This window comes from Halanaerocella petrolearia, assembly GCF_054657875.1.
In genome coordinates this window covers 1,229,661-1,246,375 of the sequence record NZ_BAAHXW010000001.1, presented here as the reverse complement: position 1 = coordinate 1,246,375, position 16,715 = coordinate 1,229,661, and the positions used below count along the sequence as shown (strand labels likewise).

18 protein-coding genes and 16 tRNA genes are annotated in these 16,715 nt (G+C 33.9%); 15 read left to right on the top strand and 19 right to left on the bottom strand.

The genetic code is table 11. The features are described from left to right. Positions 1-88 precede the first annotated feature (88 nt). Positions 89-592: a flavin reductase family protein gene (locus tag ACYQ39_RS06380; RefSeq protein ID WP_459841263.1), complete on the top strand. Its 504-nt coding sequence runs from the start codon at positions 89-91 to the stop codon at positions 590-592. A gap of 52 nt (positions 593-644) precedes the next feature. Here the strand turns inward: ACYQ39_RS06380 and ACYQ39_RS06375 are convergent, their stop codons facing one another. Further along, the gene (locus ACYQ39_RS06375) at positions 645-1,076 is read right to left on the bottom strand and encodes a MarR family winged helix-turn-helix transcriptional regulator (protein ID WP_459841261.1); all 432 of its coding nucleotides are present in this window, start codon (positions 1,074-1,076) and stop codon (positions 645-647) included. A 206-nt stretch (positions 1,077-1,282) separates the two neighbouring features. Here ACYQ39_RS06375 and ACYQ39_RS06370 point away from each other — a divergent pair, with 206 nt between their 5' ends. Together ACYQ39_RS06370 and ACYQ39_RS06365 are read left to right on the top strand one after the other, a co-directional pair. Continuing rightward, a complete protein-coding gene (locus ACYQ39_RS06370) occupies positions 1,283-3,199 on the top strand; it encodes a methyl-accepting chemotaxis protein (protein WP_459841260.1) in 1,917 nt (638 codons plus the stop codon). 190 nt (positions 3,200-3,389) lie between these two features. Continuing rightward, complete coding sequence (locus ACYQ39_RS06365; protein ID WP_459841258.1) at positions 3,390-3,716, top strand: hypothetical protein; 327 nt, start codon at positions 3,390-3,392, stop codon at positions 3,714-3,716. 166 nt (positions 3,717-3,882) lie between these two features. Here the strand turns inward: ACYQ39_RS06365 and ACYQ39_RS06360 are convergent. Beyond that, positions 3,883-3,959 (bottom strand) — tRNA-Ile (locus ACYQ39_RS06360). 180 nt (positions 3,960-4,139) lie between these two features. Here ACYQ39_RS06360 and ACYQ39_RS06355 point away from each other — a divergent pair. The 8 genes from ACYQ39_RS06355 to ACYQ39_RS06320 all read left to right on the top strand — a co-directional run bounded on the left by ACYQ39_RS06355 (position 4,140) and on the right by ACYQ39_RS06320 (position 9,482). Next, a complete protein-coding gene (locus ACYQ39_RS06355) occupies positions 4,140-4,634 on the top strand; it encodes a superoxide dismutase family protein (protein ID WP_459841257.1) in 495 nt (164 codons plus the stop codon). A gap of 121 nt (positions 4,635-4,755) precedes the next feature. Further along, a complete protein-coding gene (locus tag ACYQ39_RS06350) occupies positions 4,756-5,838 on the top strand; it encodes an NADH:flavin oxidoreductase (protein WP_459841256.1) in 1,083 nt (360 codons plus the stop codon). 157 nt (positions 5,839-5,995) lie between these two features. Continuing rightward, entirely contained in the window at positions 5,996-6,931 is a 936-nt protein-coding gene (locus ACYQ39_RS06345; RefSeq protein ID WP_459841254.1) for a DUF362 domain-containing protein, read from the top strand. 93 nt (positions 6,932-7,024) lie between these two features. Then, on the top strand, positions 7,025-7,366 hold the full coding sequence (locus ACYQ39_RS06340; protein WP_459841252.1) for a hypothetical protein: 342 nt from the start codon (positions 7,025-7,027) through the stop codon (positions 7,364-7,366). A 31-nt stretch (positions 7,367-7,397) separates the two neighbouring features. After that, the gene (locus tag ACYQ39_RS06335; RefSeq protein ID WP_459841251.1) at positions 7,398-7,865 is read left to right on the top strand and encodes a 2-thiouracil desulfurase family protein; all 468 of its coding nucleotides are present in this window, start codon (positions 7,398-7,400) and stop codon (positions 7,863-7,865) included. Positions 7,866-7,870: 5 nt separating this feature from the next. Further along, on the top strand, positions 7,871-8,329 hold the full coding sequence (gene trmL, locus ACYQ39_RS06330; RefSeq protein ID WP_459841249.1) for a tRNA (uridine(34)/cytosine(34)/5-carboxymethylaminomethyluridine(34)-2'-O)-methyltransferase TrmL: 459 nt from the start codon (positions 7,871-7,873) through the stop codon (positions 8,327-8,329). A gap of 16 nt (positions 8,330-8,345) precedes the next feature. Then, positions 8,346-9,212, top strand: a complete 867-nt coding sequence (gene dat, locus ACYQ39_RS06325) for a D-amino-acid transaminase (protein WP_459841248.1) — start codon at positions 8,346-8,348, stop codon at positions 9,210-9,212. Positions 9,213-9,263: 51 nt separating this feature from the next. Then, positions 9,264-9,482: a thioredoxin domain-containing protein gene (locus ACYQ39_RS06320; RefSeq protein ID WP_459841246.1), complete on the top strand. Its 219-nt coding sequence runs from the start codon at positions 9,264-9,266 to the stop codon at positions 9,480-9,482. Positions 9,483-9,540: 58 nt separating this feature from the next. Here the strand turns inward: ACYQ39_RS06320 and ACYQ39_RS06315 are convergent. The 17 genes from ACYQ39_RS06315 to ACYQ39_RS06235 form a co-directional block, all read right to left on the bottom strand. Further along, positions 9,541-9,627, bottom strand: a tRNA-Tyr gene (locus ACYQ39_RS06315). Positions 9,628-9,643: 16 nt separating this feature from the next. Then, a tRNA-Thr gene (locus tag ACYQ39_RS06310) sits at positions 9,644-9,719 on the bottom strand. A 4-nt stretch (positions 9,720-9,723) separates the two neighbouring features. Continuing rightward, positions 9,724-9,800 (bottom strand) — tRNA-Asp (locus tag ACYQ39_RS06305). A gap of 20 nt (positions 9,801-9,820) precedes the next feature. Continuing rightward, positions 9,821-9,896 (bottom strand) — tRNA-Glu (locus ACYQ39_RS06300). 6 nt (positions 9,897-9,902) lie between these two features. Further along, a tRNA-Lys gene (locus ACYQ39_RS06295) sits at positions 9,903-9,978 on the bottom strand. A gap of 23 nt (positions 9,979-10,001) precedes the next feature. Beyond that, positions 10,002-10,078: transfer RNA gene (locus ACYQ39_RS06290), tRNA-Arg, on the bottom strand. 5 nt (positions 10,079-10,083) lie between these two features. Then, positions 10,084-10,160, bottom strand: a tRNA-Pro gene (locus ACYQ39_RS06285). A 117-nt stretch (positions 10,161-10,277) separates the two neighbouring features. Then, positions 10,278-10,364 (bottom strand) — tRNA-Tyr (locus tag ACYQ39_RS06280). A gap of 16 nt (positions 10,365-10,380) precedes the next feature. After that, positions 10,381-10,456 (bottom strand) — tRNA-Thr (locus ACYQ39_RS06275). A 4-nt stretch (positions 10,457-10,460) separates the two neighbouring features. Continuing rightward, positions 10,461-10,537 (bottom strand) — tRNA-Asp (locus ACYQ39_RS06270). A gap of 49 nt (positions 10,538-10,586) precedes the next feature. Then, positions 10,587-10,662 (bottom strand) — tRNA-Val (locus ACYQ39_RS06265). 185 nt (positions 10,663-10,847) lie between these two features. Then, positions 10,848-10,923, bottom strand: a tRNA-Glu gene (locus ACYQ39_RS06260). A 6-nt stretch (positions 10,924-10,929) separates the two neighbouring features. After that, positions 10,930-11,005: transfer RNA gene (locus ACYQ39_RS06255), tRNA-Lys, on the bottom strand. A 23-nt stretch (positions 11,006-11,028) separates the two neighbouring features. After that, positions 11,029-11,105 (bottom strand) — tRNA-Arg (locus ACYQ39_RS06250). Between the two features lie 5 nt (positions 11,106-11,110). Then, positions 11,111-11,187, bottom strand: a tRNA-Pro gene (locus ACYQ39_RS06245). Between the two features lie 221 nt (positions 11,188-11,408). Next, a complete protein-coding gene (locus ACYQ39_RS06240; protein WP_459841245.1) occupies positions 11,409-11,630 on the bottom strand; it encodes a NifU family protein in 222 nt (73 codons plus the stop codon). A gap of 57 nt (positions 11,631-11,687) precedes the next feature. Beyond that, a complete protein-coding gene (locus ACYQ39_RS06235) occupies positions 11,688-12,641 on the bottom strand; it encodes an L-lactate dehydrogenase (RefSeq protein ID WP_459841243.1) in 954 nt (317 codons plus the stop codon). 186 nt (positions 12,642-12,827) lie between these two features. On the opposite strand from ACYQ39_RS06235, the gene ACYQ39_RS06230 reads away from it, so the two are divergent. The 4 genes from ACYQ39_RS06230 to ACYQ39_RS06215 all read left to right on the top strand — a co-directional run bounded on the left by ACYQ39_RS06230 (position 12,828) and on the right by ACYQ39_RS06215 (position 16,707). Continuing rightward, the gene (locus ACYQ39_RS06230) at positions 12,828-13,196 is read left to right on the top strand and encodes a Fur family transcriptional regulator (RefSeq protein ID WP_459841665.1); all 369 of its coding nucleotides are present in this window, start codon (positions 12,828-12,830) and stop codon (positions 13,194-13,196) included. A 67-nt stretch (positions 13,197-13,263) separates the two neighbouring features. Next, on the top strand, positions 13,264-14,181 hold the full coding sequence (gene uvsE, locus ACYQ39_RS06225) for a UV DNA damage repair endonuclease UvsE (protein WP_459841241.1): 918 nt from the start codon (positions 13,264-13,266) through the stop codon (positions 14,179-14,181). 224 nt (positions 14,182-14,405) lie between these two features. Beyond that, positions 14,406-14,891: an NADH-quinone oxidoreductase subunit NuoE family protein gene (locus ACYQ39_RS06220; protein WP_459841240.1), complete on the top strand. Its 486-nt coding sequence runs from the start codon at positions 14,406-14,408 to the stop codon at positions 14,889-14,891. A 13-nt stretch (positions 14,892-14,904) separates the two neighbouring features. Further along, complete coding sequence (locus ACYQ39_RS06215; protein ID WP_459841238.1) at positions 14,905-16,707, top strand: NADH-ubiquinone oxidoreductase-F iron-sulfur binding region domain-containing protein; 1,803 nt, start codon at positions 14,905-14,907, stop codon at positions 16,705-16,707. The last annotated feature ends 8 nt before the right edge of the window (positions 16,708-16,715 follow it).

The window sequence follows — 16,715 nt, the reverse complement described above, 5'->3', positions numbered from 1 at the left end:
AATTTAAGGTTATAGAAGTGAATATTAGTATCATATAATTTTAATGTATAGTTTAATAGAACTGTAAATTATTAAGAGGAGGCTAAATATGAAAGAAGTATCTTATGATGAGTATATGCAAGAGGCTACTCAAGCCTTGAGCAATGGAGCTTTTTTAACTGTAAAAACAAATGATGAAGTAAATACTATGACTATTGGCTGGGGCAGTATCGGCTATATTTGGGGTCAACCTGTCTTTATGGTCATGGTTAGAGATTCTAGATATACATATCAACTAATTGAAGAGACTGATGAATTCACAGTCAGTATTCCATTAAATGGTGGAATGCAAGAGGAATTAAAGTTCTGTGGTAGTAAATCAGGTCGAGACTATGATAAGTTTGCTGAATGTGATTTAACTGCTTTAGATGGAAAAGAAGTTGCTACTCCAGTAATTGAAGGCTGTGAGTTACATTACGAATGTAAGATTAAGTTTAAACAACCTATGGATGAATCTAACTTAGAAGAATCAGTTAATAGCAAGTGGTATTCAGAAGAAGGATATCATACTCTCTACTTTGGTGAGATTGTATCTTGTTACTTAGATGAATAGTAACTTAAAGCTCTAAATTGGAGGGCAGTTGGCCCTTCAGTTTAGAGCTTTTTTAGTAATTATTAATCATTTTTTTTAGAGTAGTAGCACAGTCTTTAATCTCTTCTTCACTTAACCCTGCAAATAACTTCTTCTTAATCTTCTTTCCAACCTCTAAAAAAGTATTCAGTACTTTCTCTCCAGTTTCAGTCAATTCAATTCTACTACAACGTTTATCATGTTGACAGTCAATTCGAGTAATATATCTCTCTTCTTCTAGTTTTTGCACTAAAACAGTTACAGTAGGTTTTGTAAGTGATAATTCTTTAGCTAGATCACTTAGTCGTAGTGAACCTTTCTCTTGTAATACGAATAAAGCTTTTGCTTGTGTTGGATGAAGATCAGCAATATCTCTATTTTTATTCTCTTTCTTTATTTCTTTAGTTAGAATTTTATTAAGTTGAGAGATAATAATTGAAATATCTATAGGACAGATTGCTTTCATTATTATTTAGCCTCCTAATTTTGATATCTTCATTATATCATAAATTAGATTAATTAAAAATAATTCTACTATTTAAAATTCTATTATTTAGCAAGATAAAATGATAGATTAAGATATAAATCTACAGATGCAGGAATTCGTCTGACGACTGCAGAAGTAAGAAATAGAATGGGTCTTTCTAAATTAATCAAACCAGGAGGTAGAATATGAAATTTAAATCTTATAAGCAGGAATTGAGTATTAAGCTGGTTATGGCTGCTATAATTATTTTAATTGTAGTAATTGGAGCTAATTTTTATATTAGTAGGGATAATTTATATAAGGAATATTATAAGACCCAACAAAAAGCAGTTTCGAGATCTGTATCTACTTTGAAACAGATTGATGTAGGCTACCAAATTGTAAATCAGAATATGGAAGAAAAAATGAAAAATATCTCTCATAAGTTGGTTAAAGAATATCAACAAAAGGGAGGCAACTTTTCAGATGAATATTTAAAAGAACTAAATAAGAAGTATAAGGTATCAGATATTTATTTAATTAATAAGCAGGGAGTACTGGAAAAGTCAACTTTAAAAGAGAATAAAGGGTTGAATCTTGTTGAAATTGTAGGAGAAGAGTTTGGAAATTTTTTAGATAGAGTAAGAAAAGGAAATAAAGTTGTAGCTGATGATTTGTCAGTTGAGTTAGGAACAGGTAAACTAAAGAAGTTTACTTATCAGCCTACACCTGATCATAAGTATATAATTAACCTTGGTTGGTATGTTAAAGATTATAATCAACAGATTAATAAGACTAGTTTTAGAGAAGTAGTCAATCAAATGAAACAAGAAGATGACTTGATTTCTGAAATCAGATTATTCGATGTTAATGGATTAAGAGCTTTAGGTGATAATAATTATGAAGTACCAGAAGATCATAAAGAAAAAATCACTCGTCAATTAATTGAAAATAACTCTGAGAAAAATAAATTAAAATTAGAAAAAGATAATAAGCATTATGTTTATAAGTTAGTTAAGTTAAAGAGTCGAGATCGAAATAGAATTTTACAGATAGTCTTTAGTAAAGAGAGCTTAGTTAATATGTTAAAGCGACAAGGGATAATAAATTTAGCTATCTTTTTAGTAGGAATAATAGTTTCTGTTTTAGGAGCTTATATGTTAAGTAAAGACATAGTAAAACCGATTAATCAATTAACTGCTAAGATAAAGAAGTTTGGTGATGGTGATTTAACTATTAGGTTAGATGAAGATAATGATAATGAATTTGGTAAGTTAGCTAGATCTTTTAATCAAGCAATAAAAGAGCAGCGTAATTTAATATCTAGCTTATTAGATAATATTGAGAATTTATCAGCTTATAGTGAAGAATTATCAGCTTCAGCTGAAGAAGGAAATGTAGCTATAGAGCAGACTAGTGAATTAATAGAAGATATGTCAGCTAGTATAGAGCAGATTTCTGCTAGTACTCAGGAAGTAACTAGTTTTGCACAAGAATCTACGTCTAAAACAGAAGTTGGCAGTCAAAATATTACTAGAACTGTTACTAGTATGCAAAAAATTGGTCAAGCAGTAGGAGAAACAGTAACAATCATAAATGAATTAGACAATAATTCTCAGCAGATAGGCGAGATTGTAGATCTGATTAATAATATAGCAGAGCAGACTAATCTATTGGCTTTAAATGCAGCAATTGAAGCTGCTCGGGCAAATGAGCATGGCCAAGGATTTGCGGTAGTAGCCGATGAGATTAGAGAGTTAGCTACTGATACTCATCAAGCTACAGAAGAGATTGCTGCATTGATTGAAGATACACAAGATAAGTCTGAGGCTGGCTTAAAAGCAATTAAGCAGGTTAGGAAGAAAGTTGAATTAGGTGAAGAGATTACTCAAGAGACAGGGGAAGTATTTGAAGAGATAGAGACAGCAAGTGAGGAGACATCAGTTCAGATTCAGCAGACTGCTAGTGCTACTCAAGAGTTGGCCCAAAATAGTGATAAGATTATGTCATCTACTGAAGATATTGATAATATGTCTGATGAGATAACTGATTCTGCCCAAGAGCTGGCTAATATGGCTCAAGACTTACGGAGATTAATTGCTAAGTTCAAAATTCAAAGATAAATTTATAATAGCAAGACAAAGTCGTCTATTCTACTTCTTAGAATAGGCGACTTTTTTATTAATAAGTGAATATAATTTATAGTATATGTATTGACAAGGAAAAATAGATACAATAAAATATAATTAAATGGAATTATTAACATTTAATGGGATATGAATTAAACAATTAAGTTAAAAGGAGGAGAGTATTATGAAAAATATTGGTGCTGAAGTGATTATTTTGGCTAAAGAAAATACTCCAGGCTACTTATCGGTTAAAATAGCTAATTGTAATCTTGAATTACAACAAGTTAAATTTTTTGGGGTTAATGAATTTGGAGGTTATATTTCAGGAGTAGGGGTGACTGCTACAGAAGTTAAGAAGTATGGTCGAGATATAATTGCTTGGTTTGATATAGAAGAGTTGGTAAAAAAAGATCAATTTACTGATCAAGTAGTAGAAGGAGTCATTACTATTAGCGATAGAGAAATAGGTAGAGATAGTATTAGAACTGAACCAGCTGTTTACTTAGGTTAATAGTCTAATCCTACTACCATTTTCCCGCAAGTTTCTTCCCTTTATCAGTATCACTTTCTAGTTTTTATATTTATATTTCCATCAGTGACTATTTAAAATTTAATTTCTTTTAAAATAAAAAAAGAGCCCCTTTTAAAAGGAGCTCTTCTTCTTACAAAAAATAAAATGGTGGACCTGGGAGGATTTGAACCCCCGACCGATCGGTTATGAGCCGACTGCTCTAGCCAACTGAGCTACAGGTCCATGTAATTGATTTTACCTCTCTCTTATCTGCGACGTTTATTATTGTATAAGAAAAAACCGTATATGTCAATAAAAAATTAAAACTTTTTTATTGGAAAATAAATCTGAAGTTAAGCACATTAATTGATAGAGTATCATATTGATATTATTAAGGTTATGTTGTTATAGAGGGGGGACAATATGGGCTTATTAAGGAGGCTATTCCCAGGGTTAGGTAGAGTAGCTTATGCTGAGGTCATAGGAGGGCCACTAGCACCTGAACTAGAAGGGATAGTTTATTTTAGAGAGATTTCAGGGGGGACTATTGTCATAGTTAGTGTGTCAGGTCTACCTTCTTATCAGCCAGCAGGAGAATCTAATGATCCTATTGGGCCATATGGCTTTCATATTCATGAGAATGGTAACTGCGAAATTGGTGATTCAGATGATCCATTTCAGTCTGCTGGAGGACATTATAACCCTTATAATGAGCCACATGGTAATCATGCAGGTGACTTACCTAATCTATTTTCTAATAATGGATTAGCTAGAATGCAGGTTTTTACCAATGAATTTCAGCCAGCTGATATAGTGGGAAGATCAGTTATTATTCATCAAAATCCAGATGACTTTCGGACTCAACCAGCTGGAGATGCAGGCAAAAGATTAGCTTGTGGACTTATAAAGTGGTGTTAAGGTAAGTTTAGATTTAGTTAATATTCTTTCTTGTAATTAAAAATAGTTTATGGTATTATTCTTTTAAAAGTTAGTTAGTTATCTAATTAAATATCTAAACTATATGGAGGGAATTTAAATAATGAAAAATTTGTTTAATACAACAGAGTTAAGTGGAGTTGAATTGAAAAATAGATTTATGCGATCAGCAACTTGGGAGAATATAGCTAGTCAAGAGGGATATTTGACTGGTGAATTAGTTGAGGTTTATCAGAATTTGGCCCAAGGTGGAGTAGGAACAATAATTACTGGTTATGCTTTTGTAATTGAAGATGAACAGCCTAATCCAGGGATGTTGGGAATTTATAATGATTCATTTATTGATGAATATAGAGAGTTAACTGAATTAGTACATAACGAAGATAGTAATATTATTTTACAGATAGCTTATGGTGGATCACAAACTACTTATCAACCTGATAATAGAGAAATCTGGGGACCTTCAGCAGTAGAGAATTTAGCTACAGGTGTTACTCCTACTAAAATGACTAAAGAAAATATTCAAGAACTTGTAGATGCTTTTGCTAAAGCGGGGTTAAGAGCCAAGCAAGCTGGTTTTGATGGGGTGGAGTTTCATGGTGCTCATGGTTACTTACTTAGTCAATTTTTAACTCCCTATTATAATAGAAGAGGAGATGAATATGGAGGCTCTATAGAGAATAGAGCTCGAATTATTTTTGAAGTGTATGAGGCCATAAGAGAAAAGGTAGGAAAGGATTATCCAATTTTGATTAAAATTAATTGTGATGATTTTATGGAAGAAGGCCTAACTTTTACTGAAAGTAAGTATGTCTGTGAAGAATTAGCTAAGAAAGGAGTAGATGCTATAGAGATAAGTGGTGGTAGTGGTTCGGCTAGAGATGGTAAAGGAGCAAGTAGAACTAAAATAAAGACTTCAGAGGATGAATCCTACTTTAGAGACTATGCTGCTCAAGTAGCATCAGAAGTAGATGTGCCTATTATTTTAGTTGGGGGCAATAGATCGTTTGAAGTAATGAATGATATTTTGGAGAATACAGAAATAGATTATTTTTCTCTGTCTAGACCTCTATTGGCAGAACCTAATTTAATAAACAGATGGAAATCAGAAGATAAATCAAAAGCTAAGTGTATATCTTGTAATCAGTGTTTTTCTGGATCAAATAATAATTGTGTAGTTTATTAAAATAGTGTGTTACTGAAAATACTACTTTATATTAATTAAGTTTCATTTTATATATAGTTGATATTAAATAGTAAAATTACTTTTTTAGTTACTTATAACCTATCCCTCAAGTTGGATATACTAATTAATAAGTAAAATCTAATTTTGGAGGGATAATATGTTACGGGAAAGAAGAATAAAAAATCCAACTGTAGTATTAGGTGAAGGATTAGAAGGTGATGTTATTAAATGGTCATTAGATCAAATATCTCTAGCAGATACAATTACAGATCAAGATCAGGTTACCATTATACCCAACTGGGTAAATACTAATGCTCCCAAGACAGGTACAGTAGTTGGCCCAGATTCTTTACAACAGTTAATTAAGTATATTAAAGATTTATCATCAGCCAAAATTGTAATAGCAGCTGGCTCGGGAGGAGCTGAGACGAAAGAGGTATTTAAACAGACAGGTTATAAAGAGATTATTGATCAAGAAGGAATCGAGTTTGTTGATCTAAATTATGGTCCATATGAAGAATTTGAGATTAACCATCCACAGATTAATACACTAAAACTAAATAAGCTAGTGACAGAAACAGATTTTATGATCTCTTATACCCAGATTAAACATCATGAAGAGGCAACTGTTTCATTAGGAATTAAGAATATTGCTCTCTCTTGGCCTCCTGCAGAGATACATGGATTTCCGAAAGCAGATCATGGTATTCATGAAGACTTACATAGATTTATTATTGAAATGGGAAAATTAATTCCTATCGATTTAACTATCTTAAGTGGCGATCAAGGAATGGTAGGTACTGGGCCATCAAATGGTAAGCCTGTTAATGCTGATTTAGTAGTAACAGGTACTGATCCAGTAGCCACTGATGTAGTTGGAGCTAGGTTGTTAGGCTTTAGACAACAAGCAGTTCATTATTTACATAATCTAATTAAAGATGGAATAGGAGAAGGAGATATAAGAAAGATTAATCTTAAAGGAATGCCACTTAATCAAGCTGAAGAAAAGTTTAGCCAAGCAGCTTATGATCATAAAATAGTAGTAGATAAAAAGCAATTAAAACCTCTTCATTTAAGGAGTAAAAGTAAATAACAGTATAACAAAAGAGCAGCTATAGCTGCTCTTTTTTGTTCTTATGCACAAGATTAATTATGAAATAGTATTATATAACAAGGAGGGGTAACTATGTATGATTTAGAGGAGAAGAAGGATTTTATAGTTATTAGAGGAAGTGATATAATAAATGAAGTGGAATCGAAGGAGTTATGTAAAGAAATAATTAAAGTAGTTAATTCTAATAGTAAGAACTTATTATTTGATGTAAGACAGGTAAATTTAGCAGATAGTAATTTTGATATCTGTGTTCAGTATTTATCTAAATTAGAGGTAGACAAGATTGCTCTGGTCTTAGAAGATTTAATCTCTGGATTTAAATTTAAATTATGGAAAAGAAGGTACCAAAACTATGTAACTATTAAACAATTTAATATCCTGTATAAAGCTCAAGAGTGGTTAAGAGATAATTGAAATTGTAAACTAATATAAAGGAGTAGAAGTTATGATTTTAGTTAGTGCTTGTCTGTTAGGCCAGAATTGTAAGTACAATGGTGGCCATAACAATAATCCTAAGTTAAAAAAGTTATTGGCTAAAGAAGAGATTATTCCTGTCTGTCCTGAAAGGGATGGAGGATTATCAATTCCTAGACCTTCAGCTGAAATTAAAGGAGGAACAGGAGTTGATGTATTAGCTGGAGAAGCTAAGGTAGTAGATAAATTTGGTAAAGATGTTACTGGGGAATTTATTAAAGGAGCCAAGAATGCTTTGCAGTTGGCCCGAGAAAATAATTGTCAATTGGCTATTCTAAAAGCTAGAAGTCCTTCGTGTGGTAGTGCAAGAATTTATAATGGTAGTTTTACTGAAGAGAAGCAAGAAGGACAAGGAGTAACAACAGCTTTATTGGCTAGAGAAGGGATTAAAGTAATTAATGAAGAAGAATTAGATAAAATTGAAAAAGTTAAGGAGTGATGAAAATGAATATTGTCTTATACCAACCAGAAATTCCACCAAATACAGGAAATATTGCTCGTACTTGTGCTTGTACAGGAGCTAGTTTACATTTAATTAGACCATTAGGTTTTTCTACTGATGAAAAGGCAGTTAAAAGAGCTGGATTAGATTATTGGGATAAATTAGATATATATTATTATGATAGTTTAGAAGAATTATTTGAAAAGTATCCAACCAATAATTTTTATTTTGCTACTAACTTTACTGATAATTATCATACTGAAATAGATTATCAGCTAGATGACTTTTTAGTTTTTGGTAAAGAAACAGCAGGTCTACCTGACTATATTTTAGAGGAATACTCTAAGCAGTGTATTAGAATTCCAATGGGCGATAATATAAGATCACTTAATCTGGCCAATTCAGTAAGTATTGTTTTATATGAAGCCTTAAGACAGACTGGCTTTGTCGATTTGGTCTGATATAAAGGAGGAGAAAATGAAGAATATAGCTTATGTTAATGGAGAATTTGTTGGGTTAGAACAGGCTACTATTTCTATTCAAGATAGAGGTTTTTTATTTGGTGATGGAGTATATGAAGTGATTAAGTTATATGCTGGAAAACTATTTAAGTTAGAAGATCATTTAAAACGATTATTGGCTAGCACTGGTCAGATTAAATTAGAGTTAGATTATAGTTTAGCCGAGTTAAAGGAATTATGTAAGCAGGTGTTGGCCCAAAATAAAGATAATCCTCGTAGAGAATCAGGTAGTCTTTATTTACAGATAACTCGAGGAACAGCTCCTAGAAGCCATAGTTTTTCTGATGATTTAGAACCAAATTTAATTATTTATTTATTACCTGCTAAATCATTGCCAGAAGATTTAAGAAAAAGAGGAGTTAGTGTAATTACTATTCCTGATACTAGATGGGATTATTGTAATATTAAGACTACTAATCTATTGCCTAATATTTTAGGAAAACAAAAAGCTAAGGAAGAAGAGGTATATGAGTCAATCTTTGTTAATAATGAAGACAAAGTAACAGAAGGTACTAGTAGCAATATATTTCTAGTTCAAGATGGAGTAATATATACGCATCCAGCCAATAAATCTATTTTAGGCGGAATTACTAGAGAACTAGTATTAGAATTGGCTCGAAATCAGTTTAAAGTAAAAGAAATTCCATTTGATAAAGAAGACTTATATCAAGCAGATGAAGTATTTATTACAAGTACAACTAAAGAGGTATTAGGTGTTGTTGAAGTTGATGATATAGAGATTAGTAATGGACAGATAGGAGAAATGACTAATATATTACATAAGGAGTATAAAAATTATATAGCAGATTTTAAGGTAGATTGAAGGGCAGATATCAGTCTGTCCTATTATTTATTAAAAGAAAGGAGTAATGTAATGAAAGAGTTAGCTCAAGTTAGTGATAATAATTTTATAGAAGTTATTACAGGACATGAAAATGTATTAATTATTTTTTCTAGTCAAGAAAGTAAAGACAAATATAAAGTTACTAGTGTACCAGTTTTTAAGCTTTTTAAAGAAGGAGAAGTAGTCTATACTGGCTTTGGAGTAAGAGAAAGTAATGATTTATATTATCAGTTGAGTTCATTTCTATAGGAGTATAGATTTTTATAAACAAAAAACAAAAAATTCTGGCTAATTGCCAGATAGTTAATGGTGGAGGGGAGAGGATTCGAACCTCTGAAGGCATCGCCGGCAGATTTACAGTCTGCTCCCTTTGACCAGACTCGGGAACCCCTCCGCATAAATTGATTTAATGGAGCTGACGACCGGACTTGAACCGGTAACCTGCTGATTACAAGTCAGCTGCTCTGCCAATTGAGCTACGTCAGCACAGTGGCGGGGACGACGAGAGTCGAACTCGCGATCTCCGGCGTGACAGGCCGGCGTGTTAACCAGCTACACCACGTCCCCGTATATTAGTTTTAAATTAATGGTACCCCCAAGGGGATTCGAACCCCTGCCGCCAGGATGAAAACCTGGTATCCTAGGCCACTAGACGATGGGGGCCTATTGTGGTGAGCCATGGAGGATTCGAACCTCCGACACCCAGATTAAAAGTCTGGTGCTCTGCCAGCTGAGCTAATGGCCCATGTTAGTTATTAGATAATATTATGGCGCGCCCGGGAGGAGTCGAACCTCCAACCTCCAGATTCGAAGTCTGTAACTCTATCCAGTTGAGCTACGGGCGCATATATGGTCGGAGCAGCAGGATTTGAACCTGCGACCCCCTGGTCCCAAACCAGGTGCTCTGCCAAGCTGAGCCATGCTCCGATGTTTTTTGGTGCCGCTCAATTGCGACAATTACTATTATAAGATATTTATAAAGGATTGTCAAGAAAAAATATAAAAATTCAAATAAAAAATCTGGTTAGTTACCAGATAAGTTAATGGTGGAGGGGAGAGGATTCGAACCTCTGAAGGCATCGCCGGCAGATTTACAGTCTGCTCCCTTTGACCAGACTCGGGAACCCCTCCACATAAATTGATTTAATGGAGCTGACGACCGGACTTGAACCGGTAACCTGCTGATTACAAGTCAGCTGCTCTGCCAATTGAGCTACGTCAGCACAGTGGCGGGGACGACGAGAGTCGAACTCGCGATCTCCGGCGTGACAGGCCGGCGTGTTAACCAGCTACACCACGTCCCCACGATAATAATAGTCAATTTTCAATTCTACATTGTCAATTGCTTTTAATTGGTGGGCGAAACAGGGCTCGAACCTGTGACCCCCTGCTTGTAAGGCAGGTGCTCTCCCAGCTGAGCTATTCGCCCATGTTTTTAGTTGACAGTGTATAGTGTACAGTTAAAAATCTAAGTTTTTGACTTTGAACTTAATTGTAAACTGTATTTTAGTCCCCTTCGAGTCTAAAATTCAAGACTCTCTGTGGATATTGATAATTCATTTCTTCTTTGAAAGAGTTATTACAAACTAACTTTTCATTTTTATTGTTAAAGAGTGGTACCCCCAAGGGGATTCGAACCCCTGCCGCCAGGATGAAAACCTGGTATCCTAGGCCACTAGACGATGGGGGCCTATTGTGGTGAGCCATGGAGGATTCGAACCTCCGACACCCAGATTAAAAGTCTGGTGCTCTGCCAGCTGAGCTAATGGCCCATGTTAGTTATTAGATAATATTATGGCGCGCCTGGGAGGAGTCGAACCTCCAACCTCCAGATTCGAAGTCTGTAACTCTATCCAGTTGAGCTACAGGCGCATATATGGTCGGAGCAGCAGGATTTGAACCTGCGACCCCCTGGTCCCAAACCAGGTGCTCTGCCAAGCTGAGCCATGCTCCGATAATTGTTTGTGGATGTCGCTTAATTGCGACGATTACTATTATAAAAAAACTATCGAAATTTGTCAAGAAAAAAATAGAAAAAATAATTTAATGAAATTGAGTATTGTTTTTCAATTGCAACGATTAATAATATAACATGTTATTTTTATTTTGTCAATATTTTTTGAAAAGAGAATTTTATTTTAATAATAAATAAGGCGGAATATTCCGCCTTATTTTCTAAACTGCTGCTACTTCTTTAACCTCTTCAATTTCTTTTTTTAGTTGCTTTTCAATTCCCATTTTAAGAGTCATTTCAGACATAGGGCATCCAGCACATGCACCCTGCAATTCGACTTTTACTATGCCATCATCAGTGACTTCTATTAATTCTACATCTCCACCATCAGCTTGTAAAGAAGGTCTAATTTTATTTAATACCTCTTTAACTCTTTCTTTCAAGATTGTCACCTCCCTCAAAACACTCTATACTATTTCTTGCTTAAGTAAAAATTACCTTTATAAATCTAGTTTATTTATTGTTTTTTCTAGTGTCTTAGCAGATTCTTTAAATGCTGTTGTTTCTTCTTCATTAAGAGGTAAATTAAGTACTCTTTCTACACCAGAGCCATTTATTACAGTTGGTAGACTAAGACAGACATCATTGATACCATATTTATCTTCCATAAGACTAGAGACAGTTAGGATAGAGTTTTCATCCCTAAGAATGCTGCGAACAATTCGAGTTACAGCTAAAGCGACAGCGTAATAAGTTGATCCTTTACGTTCAATGATTTCATAGGCTGCATTTTTAACTTTCTCGGATATTTTTGGACGACTATTATTCTCACAGTCTTTAGTACAAACAGGACAGTAGTTGTCAATCTTAGTTCCAGCAATATTTGCTAGACTCCAGACAGGAACTTCACTATCTCCATGTTCACCAATAATATAGCCATGTACATTGTTAGCTGCTACACCACAGTTTTTACTTATTAAAGTTCTAAAACGAGAACTATCTAGTACAGTTCCTGAACCAATTACTCGCTCTTTAGGGAAACCAGATAGCTTAAGAGTTACATAAGTTAATATATCAACTGGATTTGATACAATTAATAGAATACCATCTTGATTATATTTAGTTATAGAAGGAATAATATCCTTAAAAATTTCTGTATTCCTTTTAACTAAATCAAGCCTAGTTTCATCTGGTTGTTGATTAGCTCCAGCAGTTACAATAACAATGTCAGCATCTTTACAGTCTGAATAGTCTCCAGCATAGACTTCAACTGGTTGAACAAAGGAAGCACCATGAGTAATGTCCATTGCTTCTCCTTCAGCTTTTTCTTTATCAATATCAATTAAAGCAATTTCTGAAGCAACTCCTTTAATCATTAAAGCATAAGCAGTAGTAGCACCTACCCCACCAGCTCCAATAATAGCTACTTTATTAATTTCTTTTTCTTGTTGCATAAGTTATCCCCCCTAAATATATTATGGACTAAAGATTATTTTCTTATTATTTATAATTCAGTAATAATAACTATTATCCTTTATAGATTGACACTTTTTTGGATTGATGTTATACTATAAACAAACATAAATAATAACTATTATCAATAAAAAGGAATGAGATAAGTGAGCCAAAAGCAACGTAGAATGACTAAACAGCGAAAGAAAATTTTGGAGGTCCTGCAAAGTACAGACTGTCATCCTACAGCCGATTGGATCTATAAAGAAGTAAAGGAAGAGATTCCTAATATTAGCCTAGGAACCATTTATAGAAACTTGAATGTTTTACAAGAAATGGGTAAGATCCAAGAGTTGAATTATGGTAGTGAATATAGTCGGTTTGATGGTAATCCAGCTAATCACTATCACTTTACTTGTTTGGATTGTGGAGAAGTGATGGATGTTGAATTAAAGGTTAAACAGGAATTAGATCAACAAGTTACTGATCTAACTGATGGAAAAGTTGAATATCATCGAACTGAGTTTTTTGGGTATTGTAAAAGTTGTAAAGAATAGATTAAAGGCCTCCAACTATTGGAGGCCTTATTTTAATTATTGAGGTTAAAGAGGGGGAATATCAAATATGGAATTAGGATATGCTTGTCTAAATTGTAGTTTAGAAGACTGCAAACCAAATCGCAGAACAACTGTAGGTTATCTAAAAAAATTAGATTCAGAGGGCCAACTTGCTAAATTAAATTCTTTATTACGTGAAAACTTAACTAATACTCTACGAATTTTAAAATTTAATATAGCTCATAATGTAAATTTATATCGCTTATCTTCTGATATTGTGCCTCTAGCTACGCATCCAATTACTAAAGATTGGGATTATATTACTACTGGTAAAGAGCAGTTTATAGAGATTGGAGAATTTATTAAAAGTAATAATCTAAGAGTGAGTATGCATCCAGGCCAATATACAGTTCTTAATAGTAATAAAGAGGATGTAGTAGATAGAGCTATTGCAGATTTAGAATACCATTCTCAAGTCTTGCAAGCAATGAAACTTGATACAAAGCATAAACTAATTTTGCATATTGGTGGGGTTTATGGTGATAAAGAATCAGCTATAGCCAGATTTAAAGAGAATTTTAATCGGTTATCTAGTGATGTTAAAAAGAGATTAGTTATTGAAAATGATGATAAATCCTATCAAGCTACAGAATTATTAAAGATAGCCCAAGATTTGAATATTCCAATGGTTTTTGATATTCATCATTTTAATTGTAACCATAGTTCAGATGAAGAGTTAGAAGAGTTAATACCAGATATATTTGCAACCTGGGAGGATGAAAAGCCCAAAATGCATTTTTCTTCTCCTAAAAGTGAAGATAAATATGCTAGTCATGCTGATAATATTAATGCACATGATTTTAAGAAGTTTATTGATTTAGTGACAGATATAACAGATAAAGATTTTGATATTATGTTAGAGTGTAAAAATAAAGATAAGGCATTGTTTAAATTAAGAGAAGAATTAGATATTAGATGGGATTAATTTCCCATCTTTTTTTATTTTTTGAGGACATAAAAATAGTTAATTGAACGAATAATAGAGATGAAATAGTTATGATTTGTGTGTCGTGTGCTATCAGCAGATTTTCACGGAGAGTCCATAGGATTAATAGGAATTCAAAACCTTACTCTCCAAAAAATAAGGCCTTACAATTCCTATATTTTAAGGGTTTAAGATGTGTCAAGGTAAGAAACAGGAGGTGTACTATGGCAACTGAAGTATCAGCAGAATTGGAAGAAGAATTTAATCAGTTAGAAGAAGTATTAGAAGAAGCTCGTAATAGTGAAGATAAAAATTTAGTTAATATTCTGCATCAAGCCCAAGAAATATTTGGGCATGTTTCGCGAGATATTCAGATTAGAATAGCTGAAGGTTTAGGAGTGCCATTGAGTGAGATATATAGTGTAGTCAGTTTTTATTCTTTATTTTCTACTACTCCTCGAGCTGAAAATACAATTGAGATCTGTATGGGAACAGCCTGTTATGTGAAAGGTAGTCAAGAGATTTTAGATAAATTTGGTGAGGAACTAAATATTGAACCAGGTGAAGTAACTGAAGATGGAAAATTTGGGTTAGAGACTACTCGCTGTATAGGGGCTTGTGGTAGAGCACCAGTAATTGTTGCTGGAGAAGATATTCATGGAGGTTTGACTGTAGATGGAGTTTCTGAATTACTAGAAGAATACAAATAGGAAGGTGGTGCCTATGGAGACTGAAAATAAAATTCTGGTCTGTGCTGGAACAAGTTGTGATTCTTCAGAAGGGCCAGAGATATATCGTAATTTATTAGAAGAATTAGAAACAAATAATTTAGATGATAAGACTAGAGTAGTAGAAACTGGTTGTTTTGGTTTTTGTGATCAAGGGCCAATTGTTGTAGTCTATGATGGAGAGGATACAGAAGGTACTTTTTATTGTCAAGTAGCATCAGAAGATGCCCAACAGATTGTAGAGCAACATTTAATCAATGGTGAAATAATAGATGATCTACTCTATATAGACCCTAAGACTGATGAAAAGATTCCAGGATATAAAACAATTGATTTTTATCAGTATCAAAAACGTATTGCTTTAAGTAATTGTGGACAGATAGATCCAATGCATATTGATGATTATAAAGAAAATGAGGGTTATGTAGCTTTAGAAAAAGTTTTAAATCAGATGGAACCTCAAGAAGTTATTGCTGAAATTAAGACTTCTAAGTTACGTGGCCGAGGAGGAGGAGGATTTCCAACTGGTGTTAAGTGGGAATTGACTGCTGAAAGTGAAGAGAGTCCTAAGTATATTATCTGTAATGCTGATGAAGGTGATCCTGGAGCTTTTATGGATCGTAGTATCCTAGAGGGAGATCCTTATAGTGTAATTGAAGGCATGACTATTGGTGCTTATGCTATTGGTGCTAATCATGGTTATGTCTATGTACGAGCTGAGTATCCTCTAGCAGTAGAGAGGTTACAGGGTGCTATTGAAAATGCTAGAGAAACTGGAATGTTAGGAAAGGATATCTTTGGAAGTGGTTTTGATTTTGATTTAGAAGTTAAGATTGGAGCTGGTGCTTTTGTCTGTGGTGAAGAGACAGCTTTAATTACTTCTGTAGAAGGATATCGTGGTGATCCTCAACCTAAGCCACCATTTCCAGCTCAAAATGGACTCTTTGATCAGCCAACATTGATTAATAATGTGGAGACTTTAGCTAATATTCCAGTTATTATTGCTAAAGGTGGTGACTGGTATAGTCAGATTGGGACTGAAAATAGTACCGGTACGAAAGTCTTTGCTTTAGCTGGAGACATTAATAATATAGGACTGATTGAGGTACCCATGGGTACTAGTTTACGTGATGTAGTATTTGATTTGGGGGGAGGAATTCCTGACGGAAAAGAGTTTAAAGCGGCCCAGACTGGAGGTCCTTCTGGTGGTTGCTTACCTGAAGATAAGTTAGATATTTCTCTAGAGTATGACACACTGATAGAAGAAGGATCTATGATGGGGTCTGGTGGTTTAATTATTCTAGATGAGACAAGTTGTATGGTGGATGTGGCACGTTTTTATCTTGACTTTACTCAAGATGAAGCCTGTGGAAAGTGTACTCCAGGTAGAATTGGAACTAAGAGAATGTTAGAGATATTAAATCGGATTACAGAAGGAGATGGAACTAAAGAGGATCTTGATTTACTAGAAGAAGTATCCCATGAGATCAAGAATACTGCTCTCTGTGGTCTCTGTAAATCAGCACCTAATCCTGTTTTAAGTACTCTTGAGCACTTTGAAGATGAGTATTTGGCCCATGTAGAGGATAAGTATTGCCCTACAGGTGTCTGCCAAGAGTTAGCTAGCTACAAAATAGATATGGATGCTTGTAAAGCCTGTGGAGTTTGTAAAGAAGAATGTCCTGTAGAAGCAATTAATAGTGAGCAAGGTGAGAGTTACGAGATTGATCCTGCTGCTTGTGAAGCTTGTGGAATTTGTGAAGAAAAGTGTCCATTTGATGTAATTTCTAAAGGATAATTAGTGAT